16 protein-coding genes are annotated in these 24,902 nt (G+C 58.5%); 1 reads left to right on the plus strand and 15 read right to left on the minus strand.

From position 1 onward, the window contains the following. Window positions 1–191: 191 nt before the first annotated feature. The 15 genes from BN1132_RS15070 to BN1132_RS15145 form a co-directional block, all read right to left on the minus strand. Window positions 192–887 (minus strand): phage antirepressor KilAC domain-containing protein, encoded by a 696-nt coding sequence (locus tag BN1132_RS15070; protein WP_042078557.1) that lies wholly within the window; start codon window positions 885–887, stop codon window positions 192–194. Window positions 888–1,104: 217 nt separating this feature from the next. Next, window positions 1,105–1,746, minus strand: a complete 642-nt coding sequence (locus BN1132_RS15075) for a YagK/YfjJ domain-containing protein (protein WP_042078558.1) — start codon at window positions 1,744–1,746, stop codon at window positions 1,105–1,107. A gap of 362 nt (window positions 1,747–2,108) precedes the next feature. Then, complete coding sequence (locus BN1132_RS15080) at window positions 2,109–2,555, minus strand: hypothetical protein (protein WP_157005461.1); 447 nt, start codon at window positions 2,553–2,555, stop codon at window positions 2,109–2,111. Window positions 2,556–2,574: 19 nt separating this feature from the next. After that, window positions 2,575–2,784, minus strand: coding sequence for a helix-turn-helix transcriptional regulator (locus BN1132_RS15085; RefSeq protein WP_042078559.1), 210 nt, complete (start codon window positions 2,782–2,784; stop codon window positions 2,575–2,577). A 451-nt stretch (window positions 2,785–3,235) separates the two neighbouring features. Next, entirely contained in the window at window positions 3,236–3,739 is a 504-nt protein-coding gene (locus BN1132_RS20055) for a hypothetical protein (protein ID WP_157005465.1), read from the minus strand. After that, a complete protein-coding gene (locus BN1132_RS15095; RefSeq protein WP_042078561.1) occupies window positions 3,736–4,971 on the minus strand; it encodes a tyrosine-type recombinase/integrase in 1,236 nt (411 codons plus the stop codon). The genes BN1132_RS20055 and BN1132_RS15095 overlap by 4 nt, the downstream gene beginning before the upstream one ends. 356 nt (window positions 4,972–5,327) lie before the next feature. Beyond that, window positions 5,328–6,026 (minus strand): SIMPL domain-containing protein, encoded by a 699-nt coding sequence (locus tag BN1132_RS15100; RefSeq protein WP_042078562.1) that lies wholly within the window; start codon window positions 6,024–6,026, stop codon window positions 5,328–5,330. Between the two features lie 55 nt (window positions 6,027–6,081). Then, window positions 6,082–6,639, minus strand: coding sequence for a hypothetical protein (locus BN1132_RS15105; protein WP_042078563.1), 558 nt, complete (start codon window positions 6,637–6,639; stop codon window positions 6,082–6,084). Window positions 6,640–6,725: 86 nt separating this feature from the next. After that, complete coding sequence (locus BN1132_RS15110; RefSeq protein ID WP_244462951.1) at window positions 6,726–10,538, minus strand: retention module-containing protein; 3,813 nt, start codon at window positions 10,536–10,538, stop codon at window positions 6,726–6,728. Between the two features lie 267 nt (window positions 10,539–10,805). After that, entirely contained in the window at window positions 10,806–12,731 is a 1,926-nt protein-coding gene (locus BN1132_RS15120) for an EAL domain-containing protein (RefSeq protein WP_042078565.1), read from the minus strand. A 3-nt stretch (window positions 12,732–12,734) separates the two neighbouring features. Next, a complete protein-coding gene (locus tag BN1132_RS15125; protein ID WP_408854803.1) occupies window positions 12,735–13,475 on the minus strand; it encodes a transglutaminase-like cysteine peptidase in 741 nt (246 codons plus the stop codon). A gap of 126 nt (window positions 13,476–13,601) precedes the next feature. After that, window positions 13,602–14,933, minus strand: coding sequence for a TolC family outer membrane protein (locus tag BN1132_RS15130; RefSeq protein ID WP_042078566.1), 1,332 nt, complete (start codon window positions 14,931–14,933; stop codon window positions 13,602–13,604). Between the two features lie 35 nt (window positions 14,934–14,968). Beyond that, entirely contained in the window at window positions 14,969–16,384 is a 1,416-nt protein-coding gene (locus BN1132_RS15135) for an HlyD family type I secretion periplasmic adaptor subunit (protein WP_042078567.1), read from the minus strand. After that, complete coding sequence (locus BN1132_RS15140; RefSeq protein WP_042078568.1) at window positions 16,377–18,521, minus strand: type I secretion system permease/ATPase; 2,145 nt, start codon at window positions 18,519–18,521, stop codon at window positions 16,377–16,379. Before BN1132_RS15140 ends, BN1132_RS15135 begins: the two co-directional genes overlap by 8 nt. A 366-nt stretch (window positions 18,522–18,887) precedes the next feature. Beyond that, the gene (locus BN1132_RS15145; RefSeq protein WP_042078570.1) at window positions 18,888–19,832 is read right to left on the minus strand and encodes a tRNA modification radical SAM protein MnmL/YtqA; all 945 of its coding nucleotides are present in this window, start codon (window positions 19,830–19,832) and stop codon (window positions 18,888–18,890) included. A 612-nt stretch (window positions 19,833–20,444) separates the two neighbouring features. Between BN1132_RS15145 and gltB the strand changes: the two genes are divergently transcribed. After that, window positions 20,445–24,902: a glutamate synthase large subunit gene (gltB, locus tag BN1132_RS15150; RefSeq protein ID WP_042078571.1), complete on the plus strand. Its 4,458-nt coding sequence runs from the start codon at window positions 20,445–20,447 to the stop codon at window positions 24,900–24,902.

Here is a 24,902-nt window from a genome sequence, read left to right on the forward strand (position 1 = left end):
AGGGGGGAGGACGATATAGTTGCACAGATGTGCGACTATCAATCCATCTTCCCCCAGACAGCTTCTCGCGCTTTTCTACCCCTTGAGCTTGTGTACTGTCGCTATAGTGCTGTGGTGGAACACAATCGGTGGCATTGCAAGCAGAGCTGCAACCCAGCCACGAATCGCCGCATGCAGGTTGTAATTGTGCGTTAAGCTGCCACCCCCTTCAGATAGCCGCTATCCAACAATTTCTTGACCAGCCACTGCTGCCCTGTGCCGGTGAGCAAGGGTGAAAACCCTAATCGCATCTCCCCATAAACCATATAAGGCCTCTCCACCACAGTGAAATAGCCTCGTTCCAGATACTCCTGATAGGGCAAGTTATGCCGGTTGCCGCCCTTAATCAGGATCCCCAGCTCATGCAACAGCGAGAAGATCCGCTTCGGTCCGATGCCTACCGTCTTGGCAAAGTTGCCGAGATGAATCCCCTTGTCTACCCCAGCAACCATGTCGGCGAACTCCACCTTGGGGACATTTTCAGCCAACTTCTGCTCAAGTACCATATTCTGCTCGGCCAGCTCAGCGGCTAACCGCAACGCATCGGGCAGGTTCTGCGGGACCTTGGGGCTCCACTGCTCCAACTGCTGCCAACGGCGAATGATCCGCATCCGCAGGTCAGCGTTGTAGCCCGCAACTAGGCAAAGGGACTCCTCTTTATCCAACATCAGACATGGCTGGATACGCCCCATCTTGTCTTTATAATCTCCCGACTTTTCGGGAGATTGTATTTCAGCCAGCATTTTGCGGATATCGACCAGCACATGGTCATGCCGCTTACCCGTCAGTTCAGCGATTTCCACACTGTTCATCAGCGGGCTTGTGCCCATTTTCATCAACGAATTCATTGGGCATCCTCCCAAACTTCACTGCTCCACTTTCTCGACTGTCTTGTCCGGTACCGATGACTACTTCCAATTTTCTCTGGATAGAAAATGGATTGAACACGTTTGGATCTGCATTCTTCATAGCCTCGTATTACCTGTATTGATCCCGGCACACTCATCATCGCAAGAGATTGTTTCCGTCGCAGCACCTACAGGGGTAATTGCTCTTTAAGGTCTGCTAAGGAGCCCTTGATTTGATGCGCGAGCAGCCAAAATCACGAGCACCATTCGGCCGAAATCCCTTCCCCCTTGCCTTGGCGAGGTAACTGACGCGGTAGACGGATTCAGCCAACAACTCAGGTTGATTAATGAGGAGGTATGGCTTCGTGGGTATTGAGGTGGTTCCCCCCTTTCGTCCCCAGATCTCATCAAGCGTCTTAAGCAACTTGCCAGTGTGCCTTATCTTGTCACCATCCAGCATCAAGACTAGGTGGTAATGCTGGCGCGGGACATGCTCTTGCTCCCTCACCCACAGGAACCCCATATGCTCCGTTTGGTAACGGCGCAGGACATGCTTGCGTGCTGCCTCAATGAACGCACTGACATGCTCGCTGGTCGGTGCTGGCTGGGGATGGTGAAGATCAAGCCGGATAAACAGCACCCGCCGGTAGATGCTGACCATGGTGGTGAGTTGCTCGATTGCTCGCCGCAAGATCAGGGTATAGCAGCCTGACTTGGCCGAGTTGATCGGGTAGTGATTTCCGGCAAATGAGTATGCATTCCGATGAGTCACATAGTCATAGCGCTCGCCTTGTTTGCGCTTGGGGCTACCGGTCAGCTTGGCTACGACTGCAGACGGCAGCATATCGCCATCAGACATGTGCCGCCCACCAAGAAAGATACCATTCGTGCACTACTGCTTCTTCGTGGAAATAGACCTTAATAACCCCCTTATAGATATTATAAATAACCGCTGTTTTTTTATGATTAACACTCACCGTCAACCCGCGCCATTGCTGGAAACCTGCCTTTCTTTGTGGCGGGATTACCATGGCGGGATTAGCACAAATCGTGCTAATTGCGAGAGCGAATTCGATAGAGGCCACCATGCAGTGGTTAGCTATGGTGGATTGGTCAACGTCGGACGGGGACAACGGGGTACAGGTGAGCAGGTGTGAGGTGTAAGGTGTGCAGGTAGGTGGAACCAGTCCATCATCGGCTGACCCCACCACAGCGACAGATTTACGCCTCCGCATCGGGCGAGCTCAAAGGCACATCACGTGCCAACTCTGTACAGGGCACTAACAACCCGGTCAGCTGTCCCTTGCGCTCAATGAAGGACATATCAGCATCCAAGAGGATGACATTGCTACGCTCCAGAAAAGCGAGTTGATCCAGCTGATACGCCGTCAGGTGGCGGCGCAGTTCCCCCTCCAGTCCCTGCTCGGTAAGCCATTGCTTGCTCTCCATCCCCAACACCAAACGGTTAATCATGTTTGACTCGTTGATGTAGTGATGTTCAGCGGTTTCCTTGCCCAGCCGGGTACGATGCTGCAGCAAGGCGTGACACATCAAGATGTGATGGTCTTTGGTGGCCTTGCGTTGGGCTTGCCAGTTGTTCAGAGACCAGGTGTGGGGTGGTGGGTACAGGCAGCGCTGGCTGTCGTTAGCCTCGCTGCACTGTTGCATGTATTGGCAGGGGTGCATACTAGTTGGCCCCGCCATCCAACCGCTGAGATACCCACTGCTGGATCTCCTCAGAATCCCAGCCAATGGCACGGGTGCCGATCTTGCGAGCCTGGGGGAACTCGCCACGCTTCATCAGCTCGTAAATCCAGGCGCGACCGAAACCAGTAGCGGTTTTGACCTGCGGAAGCCGCATGATGCGGCGTTCGGGGGTGTGGGAATGAGTAGACATTGCTAAATCTCCTTGGTGCCCGATAGGGCTGAGTGGACTTAGCTTTTTCATTATATGTAGAGAAAAATCACTTACAAAGTGAAGCTAGTTTCTCTACATTCTTTATCTAACTACCGACGTAATCCGAACTGAATGTGTGGTAGCGCATCCAGCACACGGGTACTCACACTTCTCTAATACCAACAGGTAACAACCCTCCCAGACCAGCCCGATTTTGGGGGGGCTCAGTTGATATCGCAGGAGGACATGAGCCGTGGCGTTCACACCTGGCTTGTCATTGAGCAGGCAAGGGCAAAGTCCGACAACACCGACGAACAACTGGCCAGCCGATGAATGGGTACAGTCGGTCTGCCAATCGTGCGCAGAGCGCCCTGGCTATGCAGTCAGAGCGTCTCGGAGGTATTGATCATCTGAGATAGGGGAAGTTTGGGAAACGGTCTTGCAGTAGTAACTAATTCTGGCGCTTGCGTGCGGCCTCTTGATGGTTGATACACAGTGCCACATACTTTGCGGCCGGTTCGCGCAATTGTTCTATCTCTTGCTTCAGGTCTCTATTCTCACTACGGAGTCTTCGGAGTTCTTCGTGACAATCCTCGAGACTATCGGGAAGGCGAATACCTTGCTCTTCATCGTTGACCGAAGCAATTTCCTCTACACTGTCACGCAGTGTGGGACGAGGCAGATCATCAAGCTTGGTTAACCAGTCCACACCACTGACTTTCAGCGTCCGTGCCCAAGCAGCCAAATCATCGATCTTGAACAGTTTCTCCACCTTCATCAGTTTATTAGCCTTCACCGCGTATTCGATTCGTTTGCGCCAGCGGTCTTTCCCCTGACGCAGCTCTTCACCCGACCGTTGGTCGCGTTGCGCCAGTAGGGTGGCGACCTCATTGAGAGTAAGCCAATCTCCGCGATGATATGCGCGCACGACTCGTTTTTTACCGCGTCCCTTCATTCTCGTTTGAATACTCCCTGCAGAATGTTATCGGTGGGTGCCGTGGTGGCATAGCGTGCCCAGTCCGCCATCAACGGACGGCGCTTTTCCAGAAGGACTGAACGGGAATAGGCACTTTCAGTCTCGTCACGTTCATCGTGGTCCAGTGCCAACTCGCAAATTTCGCGCGGGTAGTCGGTAAGATCGCTGGCCCAGTCCCGGAAGCTGGAACGAAAGCCGTGCCGGGTAATATTGGAGTAACCCATCCGGTGCAATAAGGTGCGGATGGCATTTGCATGCATCACGCCACTCTTACCCTGGCCTGGAAACAGATAGGGACTTCCTTCCATTCGTTCCATGCCCTGCAGCAGGGTAATAACTTCGCGCGCTAAGGGAATCACAAAGGCCTCACGCATCTTCATACGGCTGGAGGATAGCGACCACACTTTAGTCTCCCAGTTAAATTCTGACCACTGGGCGAAGCGGATCATTTTGGAGCGGGCGCCAGTCAGGATCAACAGACGGGCCGCTACAGCATCACGGCTGGTAAGTAATGACAATTCAGCCATGAGTTTGGGAATATCGCACCAGTGCATGGCTGGGAAGTGCTGGCGCTTCCGGGCTTTCTTTTTCTCCGTCCTACTCAGCAGATTTGACAAGTGGCCACGCCAGCGTGCGGGGTTGTCTCCCTCACGTAATCCACGAGTTTTGGCGGCATCCAGGATCTGCTCTATCTGCCCGCGGACCTCGTCAGCGGTGCGGTTCTTGATTGCCCAGATCGGGCGCAGCACGTTAAGGATATGCTCGGTCTGGATAGCGTCGGCTGAGAGGTGGCCAATGAGGGGAAAGGCGTGCAGCTCCAACTTCCGCAGCCAGCCTTTGCGCCATTTGTCGGACCATGAAGCACCATGGGCGGCATGATAGTCTAAGGCTATTTGTTGGAAGCTAATTCGACGCGCTGCAGCTTGGCGTTCCGCCTCGCGCTGAGCGGCGCGCTGTGTGTCACAGGCCGCTAAAGGGTCGATTCCCATGCTCAACTGCTTGCGCGCGTCGGCGGCAAGTAGACGAGCATGTTTCAGGGACACGGTCGGGAATTTACCCAGCCCCATCTCACGACGCCGGCCATTAAGTTGATAGCGATACGTCCAGGATTTGGAGCCCCTCGCCTTGATCTCCAACCGCAAACCGTCGCCATCTTCATAGGTACCTGGTTCGACCAAATGCCCTACTTCATTAGGTTCAAACTTGCCCATCCTATTCTCCTGCCTAGTGAGGACAAATCCTACCCCCCCACTTATCCCCCCACTTTCCCGCCGGATGACGGTCAATTTTGATGGAATTCACTGGATTGAAGCTAGGCACCATGCATTGATATGTCAACGGTTTTGTAGCATTTAATGGGATTAAGTAGACATAAAAAATGCCGGTCTGTGACCGGCATTTTTCTTTTTACCGGCCCCCATATGGCCTCCATTGCGGTGCTGCTCCTGCTTGCATCATCAACCCCCCGTTGCTGTCTTGCTCCGAGCAAAGCCATGCCTCTCCCCCAAAACAACAAACCCGAGGCCTGGCCTCGGGTTTGAAAGCACACGATATGGGGGTCGGCGGCTTATTCCAGCAGGAAGACGGCTTCCACGTTGTCCGTGATGCTGATCTGCTGTTGCTGGTAGCTGCTTTCCATCATGTCGGCAGCAGGGGCGGCGGCCTTCATGGCCCGGCTGTAGACAGGTACCGGCGAGCTGTTGCGATACTCGACGCTGTAGACCTTGCCAAGCTTCATGCCAAACGCCTTGGCCAGAGACTCCGCCTTGCTGGTGGCATCGGTCACGGCACCGAGACGGGCCTGCTCCTTGATGGTCTGCGGCGACTTGAGACCGTATTCAATCTGGGAGACGGACTCCAGCCCCGCCTTGAGGGCGGTATCCATCAGCTGACTCAGCTTGTCCAATTGATAGAGTTTGACGGAGAGTTGGCGCTGGGCACGATAACCCACCATCTCGGGCTGCTTGTTCTGGGGATACTGATACTCGGGGGAGATCACCAGGTTGCCGGCCTCCACATCGCTGCGCTTGATGCCGAGTCCCTCCAGCTGGCCAAAGAAGGCGGCGACCTTGGTATCCACCTTCTGCTTGGCCTTGATGCCCTGTTTCTCCAGTGCAGTCACCGCCACATTAAGGGTCAGCATGTCGGGCTCGACCTTCTGCTCGGCATAACCGCTGACCACCAGATGGGGAGCCTGGGGCACCTCGATGGCAAGCAGCGGGGCACTGGCAACCAGTGCGGACAGGGTAAGAAGGGGACGCCACATAGAAAAAACCTCCAAGGATTAGATGGAGGTCATTATGCACATCGTCGATTGGGATTCATATATCGTGCGAGGGGGGGATCTGATCCAGTACCTGATTGGTCATGTCGATGTTGATGCTGATCTCGCCGCCAAAGAGGTGGTCATGACTTGCGATCACGGACGGAGGAGCGTCGGCCCCGAGCAGCGGCTCATCGTCGAAATGAAATGAGTCCCACGACAGAACATGACCTTGCGATGGCATGCCCGGCTCTGAAGCCGGCACCACGGCAAGGGCACTCCAGTCGAGCTCTTCCCCATGGCTGAGCAGTCCCTGCAAAGAGGTATCGCTCAGACTCTGCAATGAATACTCCTGCTGCCCCCACTCATGGCCAACCAAGACCACCATGTGAGGCAAGGGAGCATCTTCTGTCGGTGTGAAACTGATGCTGGAGGCGGCGAAGTCCACATTGAGCAGACCCGCCAGATCGCCATCCTCGCTTTCCAGCTCCAGACCATTGAGCTTGTCACCCGTCATCGTGGCCTGATAGCCGAAACGGCCGGTGCAGACGATGCTGTCCTGCCCATCCCAGCTATAGCGAATGCCATCGATGTCGACCCAATTGAATGACTGCATGGTGACGCTCTCCTGATACTGCCGCTATCTTAGCCGTCCTCTCCATCAAATAACAGGGACCGGGCAAGCCCGGCCCCTGGGTTTGATTAAGGATCGACCTTGAGATTGCCCTGGTCCAACAAGTCCTGAATGATCTGCAGGTCAGTCCGTGTCGAATTGGCCGTCAGATCCACGTTGTCAAAGAAGATGGTATGGGTCGTGGTCCCCCCAGCCGAACCATCCAGATCGATCGTCAGGGTCGATTTATTCGCTCCCGGACCGGAGGCAAAGTTCAGATACTGATCCAGAGAGGTTGCGTTGGCATGCTCGCCACTAAGCAGTTCGCTCAGATCCAGCACATCCCCATTGGTGCCCGTGGTGAAATCCTTGATGACGTCGGTACCGCCAGACTCACCCGACTGCCACTTGAAGGTGTCCTTGCCGGCCCCACCAGTCAAAGTATCACTACCCGTTCCGCCTACGAGAATATCGTTGTCATCACCGCCCAGCAGGATGTCGTTGCCGGACTCTCCGATCAGGGTATCGTTGCCAATACCTCCACTCAGCTGATCGTTCCCGGTTCCCCCGACCAAGGTATCCTTGCCATCCGACCCGAAGAGCAGGTCATCACCAGAGCCACCAGACAAGATATTATCCAGGCTATTCCCCGTGATGCTGTCATCGAAGTCTGAACCTATGGCGTGTCCTTGTGTGCTGTTGAAGGTCACAGCCACGCCACTGGCGGCGGAGTCATAATCCAGAGTTAAGGGTGCCTCCGGCAACAGACTAAGGCTAATGTTGCTGTTAACTGCATCCCCGTCACCGTCGGTCAAGGTAATTGGCAACTGCAGATTGACCGGGATCCCGGGGGTAGCAACACTGGAACCAAAGTCCCCAATTTTGAAGTCACTACCTGCCGCATGATGGAATTCCAGGCTGTTATAGCCATCGGCCGTATAGGCAGCCAGTTTGGTGTCTGAGACAACCCCCACAACGGTCGCCACATAGGCTACTCCTGCGCCAGGATCATCATCGGTAAAGTTGACCGTAAAGTTGCGCCCTCCTACCGAGACTGTCTGTGACATGCCAGCTGCGATGCTGACAATCCTAGTCGCGCCATTGAAACTGATAGCAACTGCGGTCAGCGACTCTTTGTTGCCATCGCCAATGTCATTGTCATTATCGACATCCTGACGGGCAATGATCTTCACACTGGAACCACCACTACTGATAGCGGTAAACAGGGCCGAAGCACCATTAACATCATAGTGTGCCTCGAAGGCATGAGTGGCCGGATCGCCATAGGACCCGCTACTCCCCGGAGAGCCTGTCAAGTCGACGACGAAATCGATCCGCATCGCCTCATTAGGCCCAATCGATGCCCCACCACTGATCCCACCTGTATTGGCCGTGGTGTTGACGGTGCCACCATCCACCCCGCCCGTCATTGCCGTCAGTAACAGATCCTTGCTGTCATTCACCACCGAGGTAAAGCCTGCCCAAGGCCCGTTACCACCGACGAAGTTATAGCCGCCGCCATTGAAGTCGATAGTGGTCTGTCCGCCATCGACCTCTCCTATCATCTGGATCTGGTAGGTGGCAGATCCCGGCTGCAAGGTTGCGATGAACACAGTTCCCGCGGCCGTGGAGGCCGTCAGGGTGATGCCATCAGCAGAGAGTACATAGGTAATGGGCAAGCCACCCGATGTCATCCCGCTGTTGCTGCCATTTAGTGCACTGTTAAAGCGGATGTTCCCCCCATCAGCACCATAGTTGTTGGACAGAGTGCCATCACCATCCAGCAGGAAGGTACCGGTTACCCCAGATTGATTCAGCATGACCCCCATGGCGGGTGCCATCACTAGAGGCACGTCATCCACAATCTGCACGCTCAGGGTGTTCGTCGCCGAGTCGCCATCGCTGTCCACCAGGCTCACCGCGAAGTCTTCGTACACGCTGTTGTTGCCACCCGCCGTCGGGTGCGCCTCGTTGTCCAGCAAGGTGTAGCTGTAGCTCACCAGCCCGCTGCCTGCGTTGTACCCCGTGATGGTCAGGGTATTCCCCTCCGGTGTCGTCACGCTCTGCGGGAAGCTCCCCACCACCCCGTTCACCACCAGGTTGATGCCACCCACGCTCAGGCTCTTCACCCCGTCCGGCGCACTGACGTTGAAGCTGCCGGTCACCGTGGTCGACTCCTTGCTGCTGTCCGACCCCGCCGATTCGTTCAGGCCTCGATTGCCCAGCAGGTCGTCCTCGTACACGATGGCATCCCCACCCTCGCCCTTGGGCGTCAGGTTGGTGATGGTCACCCCGTCGTCGTCGTTCCTGATGGTCAGGGTCAGGGTCGCCGTGCTCACGTCCCCGTCCGCATCCGTCAGGGTGTAGGTGAACACTTCACTGCCCACCCCGCCCCCGGTCAGTGCCTTGAAGTCCGCATCGTTCGGGTTGAGGGTGTAGCTGTAGGTGCCGTCGGCATTGAGCACCAGGCTGCCATAGGTGCCGCTCAGGTTGGCCGCGGTCACCGCCGCACCGTCCGCCCCCTGCACGTCGTTGGTCATGACGTTGCCATTGAGGACCAGGTTGTTCTCCGTCGCCGCCGTCGGGTTGACGTCGCTCACCGCCGTCGGCACGTCGTCGAGGAACACCACATCCAGTCCAGCACTGGTCGTGTCGCCATCGCTGTCCGTCAACACGACATTGAAGCTTTCTGTCAGAGCCGTGTCATTGGCAGGCTGGTTGTGGACTTCGTTATCATTCAGGGTATAGCTGTAGCTCACGCTGCCGATACCGGTGACCGGGTTGTAGCTGATCCCGGTGACCAGCAGCTGGTTGCCCAGCGGGCTGGGGATCGTCTGAGGGAAGCCGGTAATGACCTGGCCGTTGTTGACGAGTACCACACCGCCCAGCGTCAGGCTTTGCACGCCATCCGCCGCATTGAAGGTGAAGGTGCCGCTCTTGGTCAGGGCCGAGCTATTGGGATTACTGCCATCTGCCAATGCCGCCTCATCCAGGACAAGCTCACCACCGTCTACTTGCAACCCTTCTAGGGAAACGGGCTCATCCACGGGAGTAATGGTAACCGTCAATATGGAGACAGCCGTATCGGCACCATCGGTCACAACGTAGTTGACCGGAGGCACGGATCCTGAGTAATTCGGGGCCGGCGTAAAGGTATAGGAGCCGTCGGCATTGATGATGAGTGTGCCGATGCCATCCAGTGTGCTCTCGACACCCGCTTCGATGCCGAGGTTGCTGCCCCAGCTATATGAGACAATCGATGCCTCGAGGGGACCGTCCGGGTTGGTACTGTTGTCCAGAAGGTTGCCACTGACGGCCTGATCTTCCAGGGTAACGGAGGATTCATCCAGATCATCGAGCTCATTGTCGGGCAGCAGGTCATCTTCCTGCAGCACATCTTGTGGGGCCAGGGTGGCATAGCTGGTGTCAAATCCGGCCGCCGCTATGGTTGCATCACCAGTCCGATCGATGACGACAAAGCCACCGTTGCCACTGGCTCCCGCCACCCCGCCGATGCCACCGCCACCACCTGCGGCGGGCGCTCCGCCAGCTGCCGCAGCTTCAAAGTTCTGAGTCGGGTCGACCCCTTGCAAGATGGATTCTTGCAGTGCCGCAATTTCCGGCGACACCTCTGGCGAGCCCGGCTGACGAGTGGCAACCGATGAGGAGGGTTGTCCATCGGCGGGAACATCCGGACCAGCAGGGGCGACATTGGCCGGAGCCGGGCTGTCATCGTAGGGAGCCAGCATCAACTTGGCATCATCGGCAATATTGAGCCTGGCGCCTGGTTGCAATATCTCACCAGGCTGGAGGGGACGGCTGCTGCCATCGGCAAGCAGGATCTGAACATTGCCTTCCACGGAAGAGACGACGACGGTTTTGTCGATGATTTGGGTGCGCATATCCATTGCTCCAAGGTGACAGATCTTGATGCCTACACTCTAGATGCACGCCCATCTTGCTTCCGTTGCAAAAATGTACAGGATTGAATCTCTTTGGCTTCATCCGATGCAGTAAATCGAACGAATATTTTTTACACATATAAATCAATGAAGTAACAATTACACATTCCGTTCTCTTGTCTCTTCATCGCACAAAGGCTACTGAGATATTCTAAATAGATATAAAAAAGGGCCCTTAATGGGCCCGTTTTTATCGCGTTGTGTGACTTACGGCAGTGGGAAGGCCGGATGAACGAAGCCCTGATAACCGTCTATGTGCAGGCTGGACAACACCTCAACCTGTTGCTGATCTTCAACCCGGGTTGCAATCGTCGTCACACCCGCATTATGGGCAGCCCGACACACCGCCGCCAGGAAGGAGGTATCTGCACCAGGTTCCATCACCTGGCTGGTATAGCCATGGTCCACCTTGACGTAAGCGGGGGCCAGCTCCTCCAGGTAGCCGAGGGATTGGAAGTGGCGGCCATAATGATCGACTCCCCACAGGAATCCATGTGCTCTAAGCACCTCGGCCAGGCTGGTCACTTGTTCTTTGTGTTTCATGATGGCCGCCTCAGGGATCTCGAACAGCAGCCGCTCTTTCAGCTCGCCGTTTTGCGCCAGATAGCCCTTCAGCCAGGTCAGGAACTCATCCGAACAGAGAGAGCCAGCCGTGATATTGACCGCCAGCACCAGATCGGAGTGCTGTTGGAACAAGGGGAGGCAGGCGTCCAGTATCGCCTTGTCAAACTCGGCCCCCATCTTGAATTGCTCTATGGCCGGCAAGAACTGGCCCGCGAAGTAATCGGTACCGTCTCGCGAGATGGCGGCAAACAACTCGGCATGCAGACGCGTGCCATCATCGAAGCGACAGGCGGGCTGCGCCTTGAAGCGCCAGAGGTTTCTGGCCATGGCGTCCTGCACCAGATCACGCCAGGCCAGACGTCCCATCAGGCCCTGCTCTGTTCCCCCTTCCATCACGACGGCACCGCGCCGCTCGTTGCGCGCCTTGCCAAGGGCATTGTCCGCCTTGGTCAGCAGAGCCGAGAGATCGTCACTCCCGTCGCGACCGGCGATACCGACCACGGAAAGTGCACCTCGTTCTCCCATGGGGTTGACCACCAGATCGGCGATGCGGCTGTTGATGAGTTCCGCCAGATCCTTGAGCTGCGACAGCTCGTCGGTCGGACAGAGCAAGGCGTATTCGGTGGCTGAGATGCGGGCAAGGGCCGCCCCATTCCAACCATCCAGCAGCTCCCTGAGCACCTGGGCGATGGACTTGACCATGTTGTCTCGCGCGGCAAAGCCCTCTTCGCGATAGAGATCGTCCAGCATGTCGACGGCCACCAGCATGACCCCCCCCTGGCCCGCCTCGGCAATCCAGGCATTGACCTGCCCGACGAAGTAAGAGCGGTTGCCGAGGCCGGACACGGCATCGACATAGACACGGGCACGCAGATTCTCGGCTTCGTCCGCCTGCTCCTTGAATTGCACCGCCAGTTTGCTCGAGAGGGTATTGATGGCCTGCACCACCTGCTTCAATTCACGGGTCCTGGGTTCGGGAATGGCGTGCCCGAAATGGTGCAGCTCTATCTCGACCGCCTGCTCGCAGATGAGCTTGAGTGGCTTGAGCAGGTAGTTGAGCGCCCGCATCAACAGGAGCGTGGTGATCAGGAATCCGACCAGGAACCAGGTCGCCAGCTCGCTCATGCCCTGCCAAAGCTTGTAGTAGGCTTGTCCCGGGTGGCCCACCACCTTCAACTTGCCCAGTTGCAACCAACCCGAGGTCAAGATGGATTCATTGGATACCTCAGGAAAAAGGTCCAGCCCGATGAACCACTGGGGAACGCCCTCGATCTGGCTGCTGTTCTCGAGTTCGATGACATTCTTGGATGCCAGCAGATCGAGGCGCACCAGCTTGTAGTAGCCGCCGTCAAAGACCGCCTTGATGACGGATTCGGCCCCCACCTTGTCACCGTTTTCCAGATAGGGCGTCAATGCCAGACCCAGCGCGGTGGAGGTATTGATGACGGTGGTCTCCTGCTGCTGCGCCAGGTAACTGCGGGTCGAATCGAACTGTACCCAATAAGTGGCGGCAAACAGCAATCCGAACAGTAACAGCATGGTTGCCAATAGTTGTCTGTAGAGCGTCATAGGTTAATCATCCAAATTCACCGCAGGCCGAGCCAATCGCCCTGACGTCATGCGATTGCGTAAATCCGTCCATAATCCCAAGCGAGATGACTGCCCGGCCATTTCCCCTTGACCACGTGCTTTCATCAGCCACAAGTGACTACCGTTAAAACTGTAAATTGGCACCAGATCCGCACGCTGCGTGGCCGGACGAATGGCTCCGACAATATTGTCCAGAATGAGAGGAACTGACGCAGGCGTCTCATAATAGGCAACGACCATATGAAACTGGTTATAATCCAATGCCTTGACATATACCATTCGCATTTTTTCATCCGGAATGCCAAGCTCCAGCAGCGTAAAATACTTGGAAATGCTGAAGTCTTCACAGTCTCCGCCCGCAGCCCCCAAAAACTCCAGCGGCGTCGCCCAATAATCCTTCTTGTGCCACAACTTGATGTCATCGATAAAACGCATCTGGTTGAAGAACTGGTTTACCTTCTCCAGCTTCTGTCGATCCGTCAGACCTGCGGCGCTGCTCTGCATCGCCAGGGTACGCCAGCTGGTCACCCGTTTCCCTGCACGAGGGCCATAAGTTTCCTCCGCCCGCTTGACCAGCTTGAGATCTTCCGATGACAAGGGCTGACTGGCGCTGAGCAACAGGGGAATGGCGAGCAACACCAGCCACAGCAGACGAGGCAACCAACGCTGCGCCGAGCAAATGCGCCATGCAGGCCACAACAGACGGCCCTCGTTCTTGCCCACCGATGTCACATGATTCCCCTGTGGCATGCCATCGCAATCTTCAACGCAGGGCCAAACACATAAAAGAATGACTGCAGCAAGCTGCAGCCATTCCTCCTGTCTGATATTGCATCAGCGCGATGGCCATCAGTTGTTGTTGGCCTGCCACTCGGCGGGCTGCTGTACATTCATGGCGTTGAGCAGGCCACCCGTGGCATTGAGGATGCGATAATCCGCCAGCAGGGAGTCATACTCGGCCGTGATGTAGCTGCGACGCGCCTCGAACAGCTCGTTTTCCGTGTTCAGCACATCCAGCAAGGTCCGTTGGCCCAGACCGAACTGTTTCTTGTACGCCTGTACGGTGTCATAGCTGGCGTCCACGTGCTCTTTCAGGAAGACTTTCTGCTTGGCCAGCGACTCCTTGGCATTCCAGGCCAGACGAGTCCCCTCCTCCACCTGACGGAAGGCATTCAGGTGAATGTCTTTCGCCTGGGAATAGAGTGCCGAGGTGGCCTTGCTTTCGGCCAGATCGGAGCCGCCACGGAACAGGTTGTAACGCATCCGGACCATGGCGGTGAGATCGTCGTTGCGCCCCTTGACCGCATCGATGTCCTCGTTCCAGTTCTGGTCTACCTCGAAGGCCACGTTCGGGTAGAACCCGGATTTGGACCCCTCATGCTGGTACTTGGCCTCCTCGATGTCTTGCAGGGAGGAAAGCAGGGTCGGGTGCACCTCGGTCGCCGTCTTCAGCGCATCTTCCAGCGTGGCTGGCAGAAGCTGGGCGTTCGGCACCGGCTGCACGAGATCCTTGGGCACCTCATTCACGACGCGGATGAACTCGCTCTCGGCATCCCGATAGTTGTTCTCGGCCGCCGCCTGGTTGGAGTAGGCGCGCGCCACCCGGCCGTCGATCTGAGTCTGATCCGCCGTCGATCCCAGACCGGAATCGGTCCGCTTCTGGATGTCGCTGCGGATCTGCTCGTGGGTTTCCAGGTTCTGCTTGGAAAGCTCCAGGATCTCCTGCTGACGCAGCATGTTGAGGTATACCTCTGCCACGCGCAACGCCGTGTTTTCCGCCTCCGAGATCAGGGCGAGACGCTGGGCCTGGGCAGCGGCATCGGTCCGGGCCACGTTGCTGCTGACATCGAAGCCGTCAAACAGCATCTGGCGCAGGCTGATCCCGGCCTCTTTACGGGTCATGGAGTCATCGATCGTCTGCGAGTTGGCCCCCGCCGCGCGGGTGGAGGGGCTGTCGGTCTTCTCGTAACCGACGCCACCACGCAGATCGATGGTGGGATAGTAACCGCCCTTGGCCCCATCATGCTGGTACAGTCGTGCCTGATAGAGATCAAAAGCTTCCTTGATTTTCGGATGGGTAGCCAGTGACTGTGCCACTGACTGTTCCAGCGTCTGTGCCTGGCTCAGGCCCGGGAACAGTATGGTGCCACTAACCAGCATGGCAACAATCGTCTTCTTCATGGTATCTCCAGTCATGTTGTTTTTAGATTGTTGGCTTATCGTTCTCTCAGTGCCGACTGCTTAGCCCTCAAGATGGGTTTCAGCAAGTAGTCTAGGACACTTTTTTTACCAGTAATGATATCTGCACTGGCTAACATACCGGGGATGATGGGAAGTGCGTTTAGCTCATCGCCCAGATAACTCTTCTCGGTTCGTACTCGCACCAGATAGAAGGAGTTGCCCTCCTCATCCTGGATCGAGTCGGCGCTTATCTGTTCAACCTTTCCATGTAAACCTCCATAAACAGTGAAATCATAAGCGGTTATCTTGACCACGGCCTCCAATCCGGGTCTCAGGAACGCGATATCCTTGGGCGACACCTTGGCTTCGACCAGCAGGGTATCTTCCAGCGGTACTATCTCCATCAGATCCATGCCGGGCTGGACGACGCCTCCCAGGGTATTGATCTTGAGTTTCTTGATGGTGCCCTTGAGGGGCGCGATCACACTGGTTCGATCGACTCTGTCCCGCAGGCCGACCTGGCCCTCGGACAACTGACTGAGCTTGCCCTGCCGCTCATTGAGCTCGGTCTGGGAGTCGGCTCTGAATTTCAGGGCGATATCGTTGCGCTTGGAGATGGTCTCCCGCAGCACCGAGTTGAGCTTGGGGATGAGCAGGCGGTTCGCCTCCAGCTCACCCTGCATCTCGTTGACCTGCCGCTCGAGCTTTATTAGCTCCACTTGAGGAACTATACCCTCTTTTGCGAGGGGACGGCTGATGTTGAGCTCCTGACGAGCGAGATCCACGCTGCGGCCCACCGTCCTGATCTTGGCGTTGAGCTCTATGGTTTCCTGCTCTTTCTGCTCGATCTGCTGCCCCAGAATGTAAAGCTGGTTCTTGAGGTTGTTGAGCCTCGCCTCCTGCACCGATTTTTCACGGGCGGCATATTCGGCGAACACGTTCTCGTACCCTTCGGGAAATTCGATGGGCTGCTTGTCGATGACCACCTGCTCACGCCAGCCCAGATTGGGCTCGCTCTTGACCACCACGCTGCGGATCTCGGCACGCAGACGGGCGATGTCCCCCTTCAGGGTCACCAGCTCCTGCTCCCGTTCGCGAAAATCGGACTTGAAGCGGGTGTCGTCGATGCGCAGCAGAGGCTGCCCCTTCTCGACGATGTCCCCCTCCTTGACGAAGATCTCCTTGACGATCCCCCCTTCCAGGTTCTGGATCACCTGCAGCTGGCGAGACGGGATCACCTTGCCCTGGCCGACGGTGACCTCGTCAAGCTCGGCCCAGGCGGCCCAGACGATGGCGCTCATGAAAAACAGGAAGCAGGCCCAGAGCAGCACCCTGGCGCGGGTCGGCGTCGTCAGCAAGACGGCCGCGGCGCCATCGTCCACGTATTCCAGGTGCTCGGGGGCGGGCAAGACGGTATCGGGAGCCGACTTCTTGAACCAGTTGCTAGCCATGAGCCGTCTCCTGCACCCGCACCTTGCCTTCCTTCAATTGTTGCAGCACCACCTCTTTGGGGCCGTCCGCCACTATCTTGCCCTGCTCCACGACGATGACCCGGGAGGCGACGTCCAGCATGGAGGTCTTGTGGGTGATGAGGATCAGGGTGGTCTCGGGCCCCAGCCGCGCCAGCTCCTGCTTGACGTGCATCTCCGACTGGTTGTCCATGTTGGACGTCGGTTCGTCCATCACCAGAATGGGGGGATCGTTGAGCAGGGCCCGGGCCAGCAGTATGGCCTGACGCTGGCCGCCGGAGAGCTGACGCCCCCCCTCGCCGATCTGCCTGTCGAGGCCATTGGGATCCCGGTTGGTAAAGTTGGTCACCCCGGCCCGCTTGGCCGCGCGCAGGACACGGGCGTCGTCCACCAGGGGATTGCCCAGCATGATGTTGTCCCGCACCGAGCCAAAGAAGAGGGTCACGTCCTGCGGTACGCAGCCGATGTTGCGGCGAATGGCGGTCGGCGGCAGCTGATCCAGCTCGAAGCCGTCGAGACGCACCAGCCCGTCCGTGGGGCGATAGAGCCCCATCAGCAACTTCTCCAGGGTGGTCTTGCCCGCGCCTATCCGGCCTATGATGGCGACCTTCTCGCCCGGCTCGATACGCAGGTTGATGTTGTGCAGGGTGCTGCTCTCCATGCCCGGATACTTGAAGGAGACGTTCTCGAACTCGATGCGCCCCTGGATGACAGGATGGTGGATGTACTGCCTGCCCTCCTCCTGCTCGCCCGGCGTCATCATGATCTTCTCCAGGATCTCCAGGGCAGACTTGGCCTGGTTATAGCGGGTCGAGAGAACGGAGAGCTGTACCATGGGGGCGATGGCGCGGCTCGACAGCATCACGGCCGCGATCATGCCCCCCATGGTCACCAGCCCTTCCGAGATCTGGTAGACGCCGACGATGACGAGTCCCACCGTCACCACCTGCTGGATGTAGCTCGCGAGCGACGACATGGAGTTGGTGATACGCCGGGTCTGCACACCCCAGGTCGAAATATGGGATACCGCCTGCTCCCAGCGATGCTGGAACATGCTCTCGGCCCCGAAGATCTTCACGGTCTCGAGGCCAGAGATGCTCTCGATGAGGTTGGCATTCTTCTGGGAGGCGAGGCGTGACCCCTCCTCGATGGACTGCTTCAGCGGTGCCTGGATATAGAAGCTGTACGCCACCAGGATCAAGATGGCGACGATGGGCACCACCACCATGACGCCGGCGAAGATCCAGATGATGAACAGGAAGAAGATGGCGAACGGCAGATCGATCAGGGTGGAAACGGTGGCCGACGTGAAGAACTCCCGCACGGACTCGAACTCCTGGAGGTGCTTGGCAAAGGCACCGGTCGAGGCAGGACGGGATTCCATCTTCATCCCCATCACCTTGGCGAAGATCTTGGCCGACAGCAGCACGTCGGATTTCTTGCCGGCGATGTCGATGAAGTAGCTGCGCAGCTGGCGCATCACGAAATCGAAGGTAAATACCACCATGGCCCCGACGGCCAATACCCAGAGGGAATCGAATGCCAGATTCGGCACTATCTTGTCGTACACGTTCATGGTGAACAGGGGGCTGGCCACCGCGAACAGGTTGATGAGGATGGAGGCGATCAGCACGTCTCGGTAGATGCCCCGGGATTCGAACAGCGTGCTCCAGAACCAGTGACCGTCGCGGGTTTCCAGCACCTTGGGGGAGCGCTCGTCGAACTTGAACTGCCGCTTGACGTAAAACAGGCGACCGCTGTACTCGTCTCCCAGCTGGGCGGTGCTGACCCACTGGGCTGCATCCCCGGCCTGGGGAAAGATCACCTTGCCCTGGCTTCGGTCTTCATTCCATTCCAGCAGGATGCAGGCGCCGCCATGACGCGTCTGCAGGACGCAGGGCAACAGCAGGGAGGAGATCTGATCGAGCGGCTGGATCACCTCGCGGGCGGAGAGGCCGCCACGCTCGGCGGCACGGCTGAAGAGTGCCGTGCTCAGGCGACCGGAGACCAGCGGCAAGCCAGTGGTCAGGGCATCCTGGCTGTTGGGCACCCCATAAAAGCGGGTCAAAAAGACCAGGCACTCCAATAGCTCATCTATATGGCTGGTTTCTGCTTGCATAGCATCCCATCAAAACATGATTCGGAAGGTTGTCGGTCATCATCACCCGGAATCTGGCGCGTTTCATGAATGCAGGCAGCGACCCCGCCACAAACCGACAACCCAATTAGCGCACGGGGCAGTGGCACACAGCCCACGGCCAGACTCCCACATCGTCATGCCGGGAAGGAATGGACATGCAGGGCGCTCGGTGTCATCGGGGAAGCTGCCACCCAGTGCGAAGAGATCCCGCCCGGTACATAAACCGCAAAGAGTTATTGATAAACATATCTTTTTTCAAGCCCACCATCTTATCAAGGTGACTTGAACGAAACTATACTGCAAAGACTGAATTTCATCTAATAACCCACTGTTTTTTTGACGAAATTAGAGCCTCAGCTCATTTGAAAGCGGGAGAGAGAAGGGACGTCCCAGGCGTTGTCCCTGGGGACCGAAGCGAGCCAGTTCGGCGGCGATCTCGGTCATGGCGGTCCAGCGGTTCTCGCACCAGGCGGGTGCCAACAGGGTCGGGCGGCGCGCCGAGGCCGAGACGCGGTGATAGACCACCTCGGGGGGCGTGTGCTGGATCATGGCGACCGCCGCTGCCACATACTGCTCCAGAGTGAGCACATCCAGCCGTCCCGCCTGCCACGCCTTGCCGAGGGTACTGCCCTGTACCACGTGGAGCGGATGCAGCTTGATTCCCTCCACCCCCGTCTCCACGACGCGGTGCAGGGTTTCCAGGCTCTCCATGGCCGCCTCCCCCGGCAGACCGACGATAAGGTGGGCGCAGACCTTGATGCCGCGCAGATGGGCTCGCCGCACCGCATCCGCATAGGCGGCGTAACCGTGTCCCCGGTTGATCCTTTGCAGGGTCTTGTCGTTGGCACTCTGCAGCCCCAGCTCCAGCCATACCTCGTAACCCCGGGCCTGGTAGTCCGCCAGCAGATCCAGCACCGCATCCGGCACGCAGTCAGGGCGGGTGCCGACGCAGAGTCCCACCATGTCGCTCACCGACAGCGCCTCTTCATACATGCGCCGCAGATATTCCACTTCGGCATAGGTGCTGGTATAGGCCTGAAAATAGGCGAGATAGCGCTTGGCGCGGGTCACTTCGTCCCGGCGGGCCAGCAGTTGCTGCACCACGGAGAGCTGCTGGGCCGACTCGTCGGCGAAGGAGGAGACATTGCAGAAGGTACAGCCGCCGCGCCCCAGGGTGCCGTCCCGGTTCGGGCAGGTGAAGGCGCCGTGAATGGAGAGTTTGTGGATCTTCTGGCCGTGACGCTGCTTGAGGTCCTGGCCGAATGTATTGACGAGTTCGTGTAACTGCATGACACCTCCGAGATGAGGCGCCATTTTAGCGGTACGCACCGCCGAGCAGGCTGAGCTGGATCAAGCCAGGCCCTTCCCTAAAATCATATAAATATTCACGTCGAGTGCGATAAATACCCAACAAAAGGCTTTTGCGGCTACTTTTGGAAACCACCCCTGCCAGGAAAAACGGGAAAAAAGAGAAAACCATACTCCCCTAACCGGCTGTTAGCACTGAAAAAATCTTGATTAGCTCGCATATGGGCAAATGCAAGATGCAGGATCTCGAAATGTGATCCCCGCCAAGCCCAGGCAGAAGGAATTTGTAAAATTACTACAGTTCTGCGCCACGATGCAGTCAACCACCAAAGTCACCATCGTCAGCATATATGACTAATAAATAAAAATATCACAGCATTAAATACATAAAAATGCTGTTTGAGTCTCTAAAACCCACATTTTGTTATGGCAATGTAACATTGCAAACAGGCGGGATGTCCAATTGACCTTGCTCGAAAATCCCATTAGTTTGGAGATTCGCCACCTCAGGCGGACGGAACCACAAGAGCCAATCGCAATTTATGCAATCTGTTGATGACAGTGCGATGGAAGGCCGAGCAAGGGAGAAATGCAATGTCACTATATGATCCAAAGCTGGAGAGGGATAACTGTGGCTTCGGCCTGTTGGCCCACATGGAAGGGGAAGCCAGCCACAAGCTTGTCCGTCTCGCGATGTCAGCCTTGGCTCGCATGCAGCACCGCGGCGGCATCTCCGCCGATGGCAAGACCGGCGACGGCTGCGGCCTGTTGCTGCAAAAACCCGACAGCTTCTTCAGAGCCGTCGCCGAAGAGAAGGGATGGCACCTGGGCCGCAACTACGCGGTCGGCATGCTGTTCCTGAACCCGGACCCCGTCCTGGCCCAGGCCACCCGCGACATCATCGACGAGGAGCTGGAAAAAGAGACCCTGAGTCTGGTCGGTTGGCGCAAGGTGCCCATCGATACCAATGTACTCGGCACCATCGCCAAGGCCTCCCTGCCCAGCATCGAACAGGTCTTTGTCAACGCCCCCCCGGGCTGGGTCGACAAGGATCTCGAGCGCCGCCTCTATATAGTGCGCCGCCGCATCGAGAAGCGCATCAGCGACGACTACTTCTACGTGGTCAGCCTCTCCAACCTGGTCACCGTCTATAAAGGGCTGTGCATGCCGGTGGATTTGCCGCGCTTCTATCTGGATCTCGCCGACATCCGCATGCAGGCGGCCATCTGCGTGTTCCACCAGCGTTTCTCCACCAACACCAGCCCGCGCTGGCCGCTGGCGCAGCCGTTCCGCTACCTCGCCCACAACGGCGAGATCAACACCATCGCCGGCAACCGCCAGTGGGCCAAGGCGCGCAGCTACAAGTTCGCGACCCCGCTGATCCCGGATCTGCAGGAGGCGGCCCCCTTCGTCAACACCACGGGATCGGATTCCTCCAGTCTCGACAACATGCTGGATCTCTTCCTGGCCGGCGGCATGGACCTGTTCCGCGCCATGCGCCTCTTGATCCCGCCTGCGTGGCAGAAGCACCCGAACATGGATGACGACCTGCGCGCCTTCTACGACTTCAACTCCATGCACATGGAGCCCTGGGACGGCCCGGCCGGCATCGTCATGACCGACGGCCGCTACGCCACCTGCGCGCTCGACCGCAACGGCCTGCGTCCGGCCCGCTACGTCATCACCAAGGACAAGTTCATCACCCTCGCCTCCGAAGTGGGTACCTGGGACTACACCCCGGACGAGGTGCTGGAGAAGGGCCGGGTCGGCCCGGGCGAGCTGTTCGTGGTCGATACCAGCAACGGCAAGATCTGGACCAGCTTCGAGATCGACGACGACCTCAAGAGCCGCCACACCTACAAGCAGTGGATGGACAAGCACTGCAAGCGCCTGGTGCCGTTCGAGCAGATGGACGACGCCAGCACCGGTGCCCGCGAGTTCCCGGACGACCGCCTCAAGACCTATCAGAAGCTGTTCGGCTACTCCTATGAGGAACTGGACCAGGTGATCCGCGTGCTCGGCGAGAATGGCCAGGAGGCGGTGGGCTCCATGGGGGACGACACTCCCATGGCGGTGCTCTCCTCCAGCCAGCGCACCCTGTACGACTACTTCCGCCAGATGTTCGCCCAGGTGACCAACCCGCCCATCGATCCCCTGCGGGAAAACCACGTCATGTCCCTGGCCACCTGTATCGGCCGCGAGCAGAACGTGTTCAACGAGACCTTCGGTCACGCCCACCGGGTGCTGTTCCAGTCGCCGATCCTGCTCTACTCCGACTTCCACCAACTGCTGGCCCTGGAAGGGGAGCACTATCGCCATGCGGTGCTGAGCCTCAACTACCAACCCGAAGAGGGGCTGCAATCCGCCCTGGAGCGCCTGTGCGAAGAGGCCAAGACCGCGGCCCGCAGCGGTACCGTGCTGCTGGTACTGTCAGACCGGGACATCAGCCCGGATACCCTGCCCATCCCGGCCGCCATGGCGGTGGGGGCGGTGCAGCGTACCCTGGTGGACAACAACCTGCGCTGTGACGCCAACATCCTGGTGGAAACCGCGAGCGTGCGCGACCCGCATCACTTCGCCGTGCTGCTGGGCTTCGGTGCCACCGCCATCTACCCCTATCTCGCCTACGAGACCCTCGCCAAGCAGGTAGAAGAAGGCGTGCTCAAGATGAGCCTGCGCCAGGCCATGCTGAACTACCGCAACGGCATCAACAAGGGCCTCTACAAGGTGATGTCCAAGATGGGCATCAGCACGGTGGCGAGCTACCGCTGCTCCCAGCTGTTCGAGGCCGTGGGTCTGTCCAGCTCCGTGGTGGAGCTCTGCTTCCGCGGCGTGTCGAGCCGCATCCAGGGGGCCGACTTTGCCGACATCCAGCAGGATCAGGTGAACCTGGCCCGTCAGGCCTGGCTCGGACGCAAGCCGCTGACCCAGGGTGGCCTCTTGAAATTCGTCCACGGCGGCGAGTACCACACCTACAACCCGGACGTGGTGCAGACCCTGCAAGTGGCGGTGCGCTCCGGCAACTACGCCGAATACAAGGAGTACGCCCGCCTGGTGAACGAGCGCCCGGTGGCGACCCTGCGCGACCTGCTGGTGCTCAGGAAGGGGACCACCCCGGTGGCGCTGGATCAGGTCGAGCCTGCGGCCAAGCTGTTCCCCCGCTTCGACTCCGCCGCCATGTCCATCGGCGCCCTCGGCCCTGAAGCCCACGAGGCCCTGGCCATCGCCATGAACCGCCTCGGCGGTCAGAGCAACTCCGGCGAAGGCGGCGAGGATCCCAAGCGCTTCGGCACCGAGAAGAATTCGCGCATCAAGCAGGTGGCCTCGGGTCGCTTCGGGGTCACCCCCCACTACCTGATGAACGCGGACGTGGTGCAGATCAAGGTGGCCCAGGGCGCCAAGCCCGGCGAGGGTGGCCAGCTGCCCGGTGACAAGGTGACGGCCCAGATAGCCAAGCTGCGCTACTCCGTGCCCGGCGTGACCCTGATCTCGCCGCCGCCCCACCACGACATCTACTCCATCGAGGACTTGGCCCAGCTCATCTTCGACATCAAGCAGATCAACCCGAACTGCCTGGTGTCGGTGAAACTGGTCTCCGAGCCCGGCGTCGGCACCATCGCCTGCGGCGTGGCCAAGGCCTATGCGGACTTCATCACCGTCTCCGGCTATGACGGCGGCACCGGCGCGAGCCCGCTCACCTCGGTCAAATACGCCGGTTCCCCCTGGGAGCTGGGGCTGGCCGAAACCCAGCAGGCCCTGGTCGCCAACGGCCTGCGCCACAAGGTGCGGCTGCAGGTGGACGGTGGTCTCAAGACCGGTCTCGACATCATCAAGGCGGCCATCCTCGGCGCCGAGAGCTTCGGCTTCGGTACCGGCCCCATGGTGGCGCTCGGCTGCAAATACCTGCGTATCTGCCACCTGAACAACTGCGCCACCGGCGTCGCCACTCAGGATGAGAAGCTGCGCCGCGAACACTTCACCGGCCTGCCGGAGATGGTGATGAACTACTTCAAGTTCATCGCCGAGGAGACCCGCGAGCTGATGGCCGAGCTCGGCGTCACCCAGCTCACCGACCTTATCGGCCGCACCGACTTGCTGGAAGCCCTGCCCGGCCTCACCGCCCGTCAGGCCAAGCTGGACTTGTCCGGCGTGCTGGCGACCCCGGTGGCACCGGCAGGCTCCAGCCTGTTCAGCCAGCAGCACAACCCCACCTTCGACAAGGGGCCGCTGAACCTCAAGATGGTGGAGGACCTGCTGGATGCCGTCGAGAACATGAGTGGTGGCGAGTTCCGCTACGACATCCGCAACACCGACCGCTCCGTGGGGGCGCGCCTCTCCGGCGAGATAGTGAAACGCCACGGCAACCAGGGCATGGCGGCCGATCCGGTCAAGGTGCACTTCAACGGCACAGCCGGTCAGAGCTTCGGCGTCTGGAACGCGGGTGGCCTCGAGATGATCCTCACCGGGGACGCCAACGACTACGTGGGCAAGGGGATGACCGGCGGCAAGCTGGTGATCAAGCCCCACGTCGGCGTGGCGTTCAAATCCCACGAGGCGGCCATCATCGGCAACACCTGCCTCTACGGCGCCACCGGCGGCAAGCTCTATGCCGCAGGCACTGCCGGCGAGCGTTTCGCGGTGCGCAACTCAGGGGCCCTGGCGGTGGTCGAGGGGATCGGTGACAACGGCTGTGAATACATGACAGGCGGCATCGTCACCGTGCTCGGCAAGACCGGCGTCAACTTCGCGGCGGGCATGACAGGCGGCTTCGCCTACGTGCTCGACGAGTGCGGCAACTTTGCCAAGCGCACCAACCCCGAGCTGGTCGAACTGCTGGAGGTGGCGGATCTCGCCATCCACCAGGAGCACCTGCGCGGCATCATCACGGCGCACCTCAACGAGACAGGCAGCTCGCGCGCCGAGGAGATCCTGGCCAACTTCGACTCCTATGTGCCCAAGTTCAGGCTGATCAAACCCAAGTCCAGCGACGTCAAGTCCCTCTTGGGCCACACCAGCCGTTCCAGTGCAGAACTCAGAATCCAGGCGCAATAA

This window comes from Aeromonas sanarellii (assembly GCF_000820085.1).
Taxonomy (GTDB): Bacteria; Pseudomonadota; Gammaproteobacteria; order Enterobacterales; family Aeromonadaceae; genus Aeromonas; species Aeromonas sanarellii.

Bases quoted from the DNA above. Each gene is read 5' to 3' on its own strand.
- gltB (WP_042078571.1), top strand. From the start codon at position 20,445: ATGTCACTATATGATCCAAAGCTGGAGAGGGATAACTGTGGCTTCGGC.
- BN1132_RS15070 (WP_042078557.1), bottom strand. From the start codon at position 887: ATGAATTCGTTGATGAAAATGGGCACAAGCCCGCTGATGAACAGTGTG.
- BN1132_RS15140 (WP_042078568.1), bottom strand. From the start codon at position 18,521: ATGCAAGCAGAAACCAGCCATATAGATGAGCTATTGGAGTGCCTGGTC.
- BN1132_RS15130 (WP_042078566.1), bottom strand. From the start codon at position 14,933: ATGAAGAAGACGATTGTTGCCATGCTGGTTAGTGGCACCATACTGTTC.
- BN1132_RS15100 (WP_042078562.1), bottom strand. From the start codon at position 6,026: ATGTGGCGTCCCCTTCTTACCCTGTCCGCACTGGTTGCCAGTGCCCCG.
- BN1132_RS15085 (WP_042078559.1), bottom strand. From the start codon at position 2,784: ATGTCTACTCATTCCCACACCCCCGAACGCCGCATCATGCGGCTTCCG.
- BN1132_RS15145 (WP_042078570.1), bottom strand. From the start codon at position 19,832: ATGCAGTTACACGAACTCGTCAATACATTCGGCCAGGACCTCAAGCAG.
- BN1132_RS15095 (WP_042078561.1), bottom strand. From the start codon at position 4,971: ATGGGCAAGTTTGAACCTAATGAAGTAGGGCATTTGGTCGAACCAGGT.
- BN1132_RS15120 (WP_042078565.1), bottom strand. From the start codon at position 12,731: ATGACGCTCTACAGACAACTATTGGCAACCATGCTGTTACTGTTCGGA.
- BN1132_RS15110 (WP_244462951.1), bottom strand. From the start codon at position 10,538: ATGCGCACCCAAATCATCGACAAAACCGTCGTCGTCTCTTCCGTGGAA.
- BN1132_RS20055 (WP_157005465.1), bottom strand. From the start codon at position 3,739: ATGAAGGGACGCGGTAAAAAACGAGTCGTGCGCGCATATCATCGCGGA.
- BN1132_RS15135 (WP_042078567.1), bottom strand. From the start codon at position 16,384: ATGGCTAGCAACTGGTTCAAGAAGTCGGCTCCCGATACCGTCTTGCCC.
- BN1132_RS15075 (WP_042078558.1), bottom strand. From the start codon at position 1,746: ATGTCTGATGGCGATATGCTGCCGTCTGCAGTCGTAGCCAAGCTGACC.
- BN1132_RS15105 (WP_042078563.1), bottom strand. From the start codon at position 6,639: ATGCAGTCATTCAATTGGGTCGACATCGATGGCATTCGCTATAGCTGG.
- BN1132_RS15080 (WP_157005461.1), bottom strand. From the start codon at position 2,555: ATGCAACAGTGCAGCGAGGCTAACGACAGCCAGCGCTGCCTGTACCCA.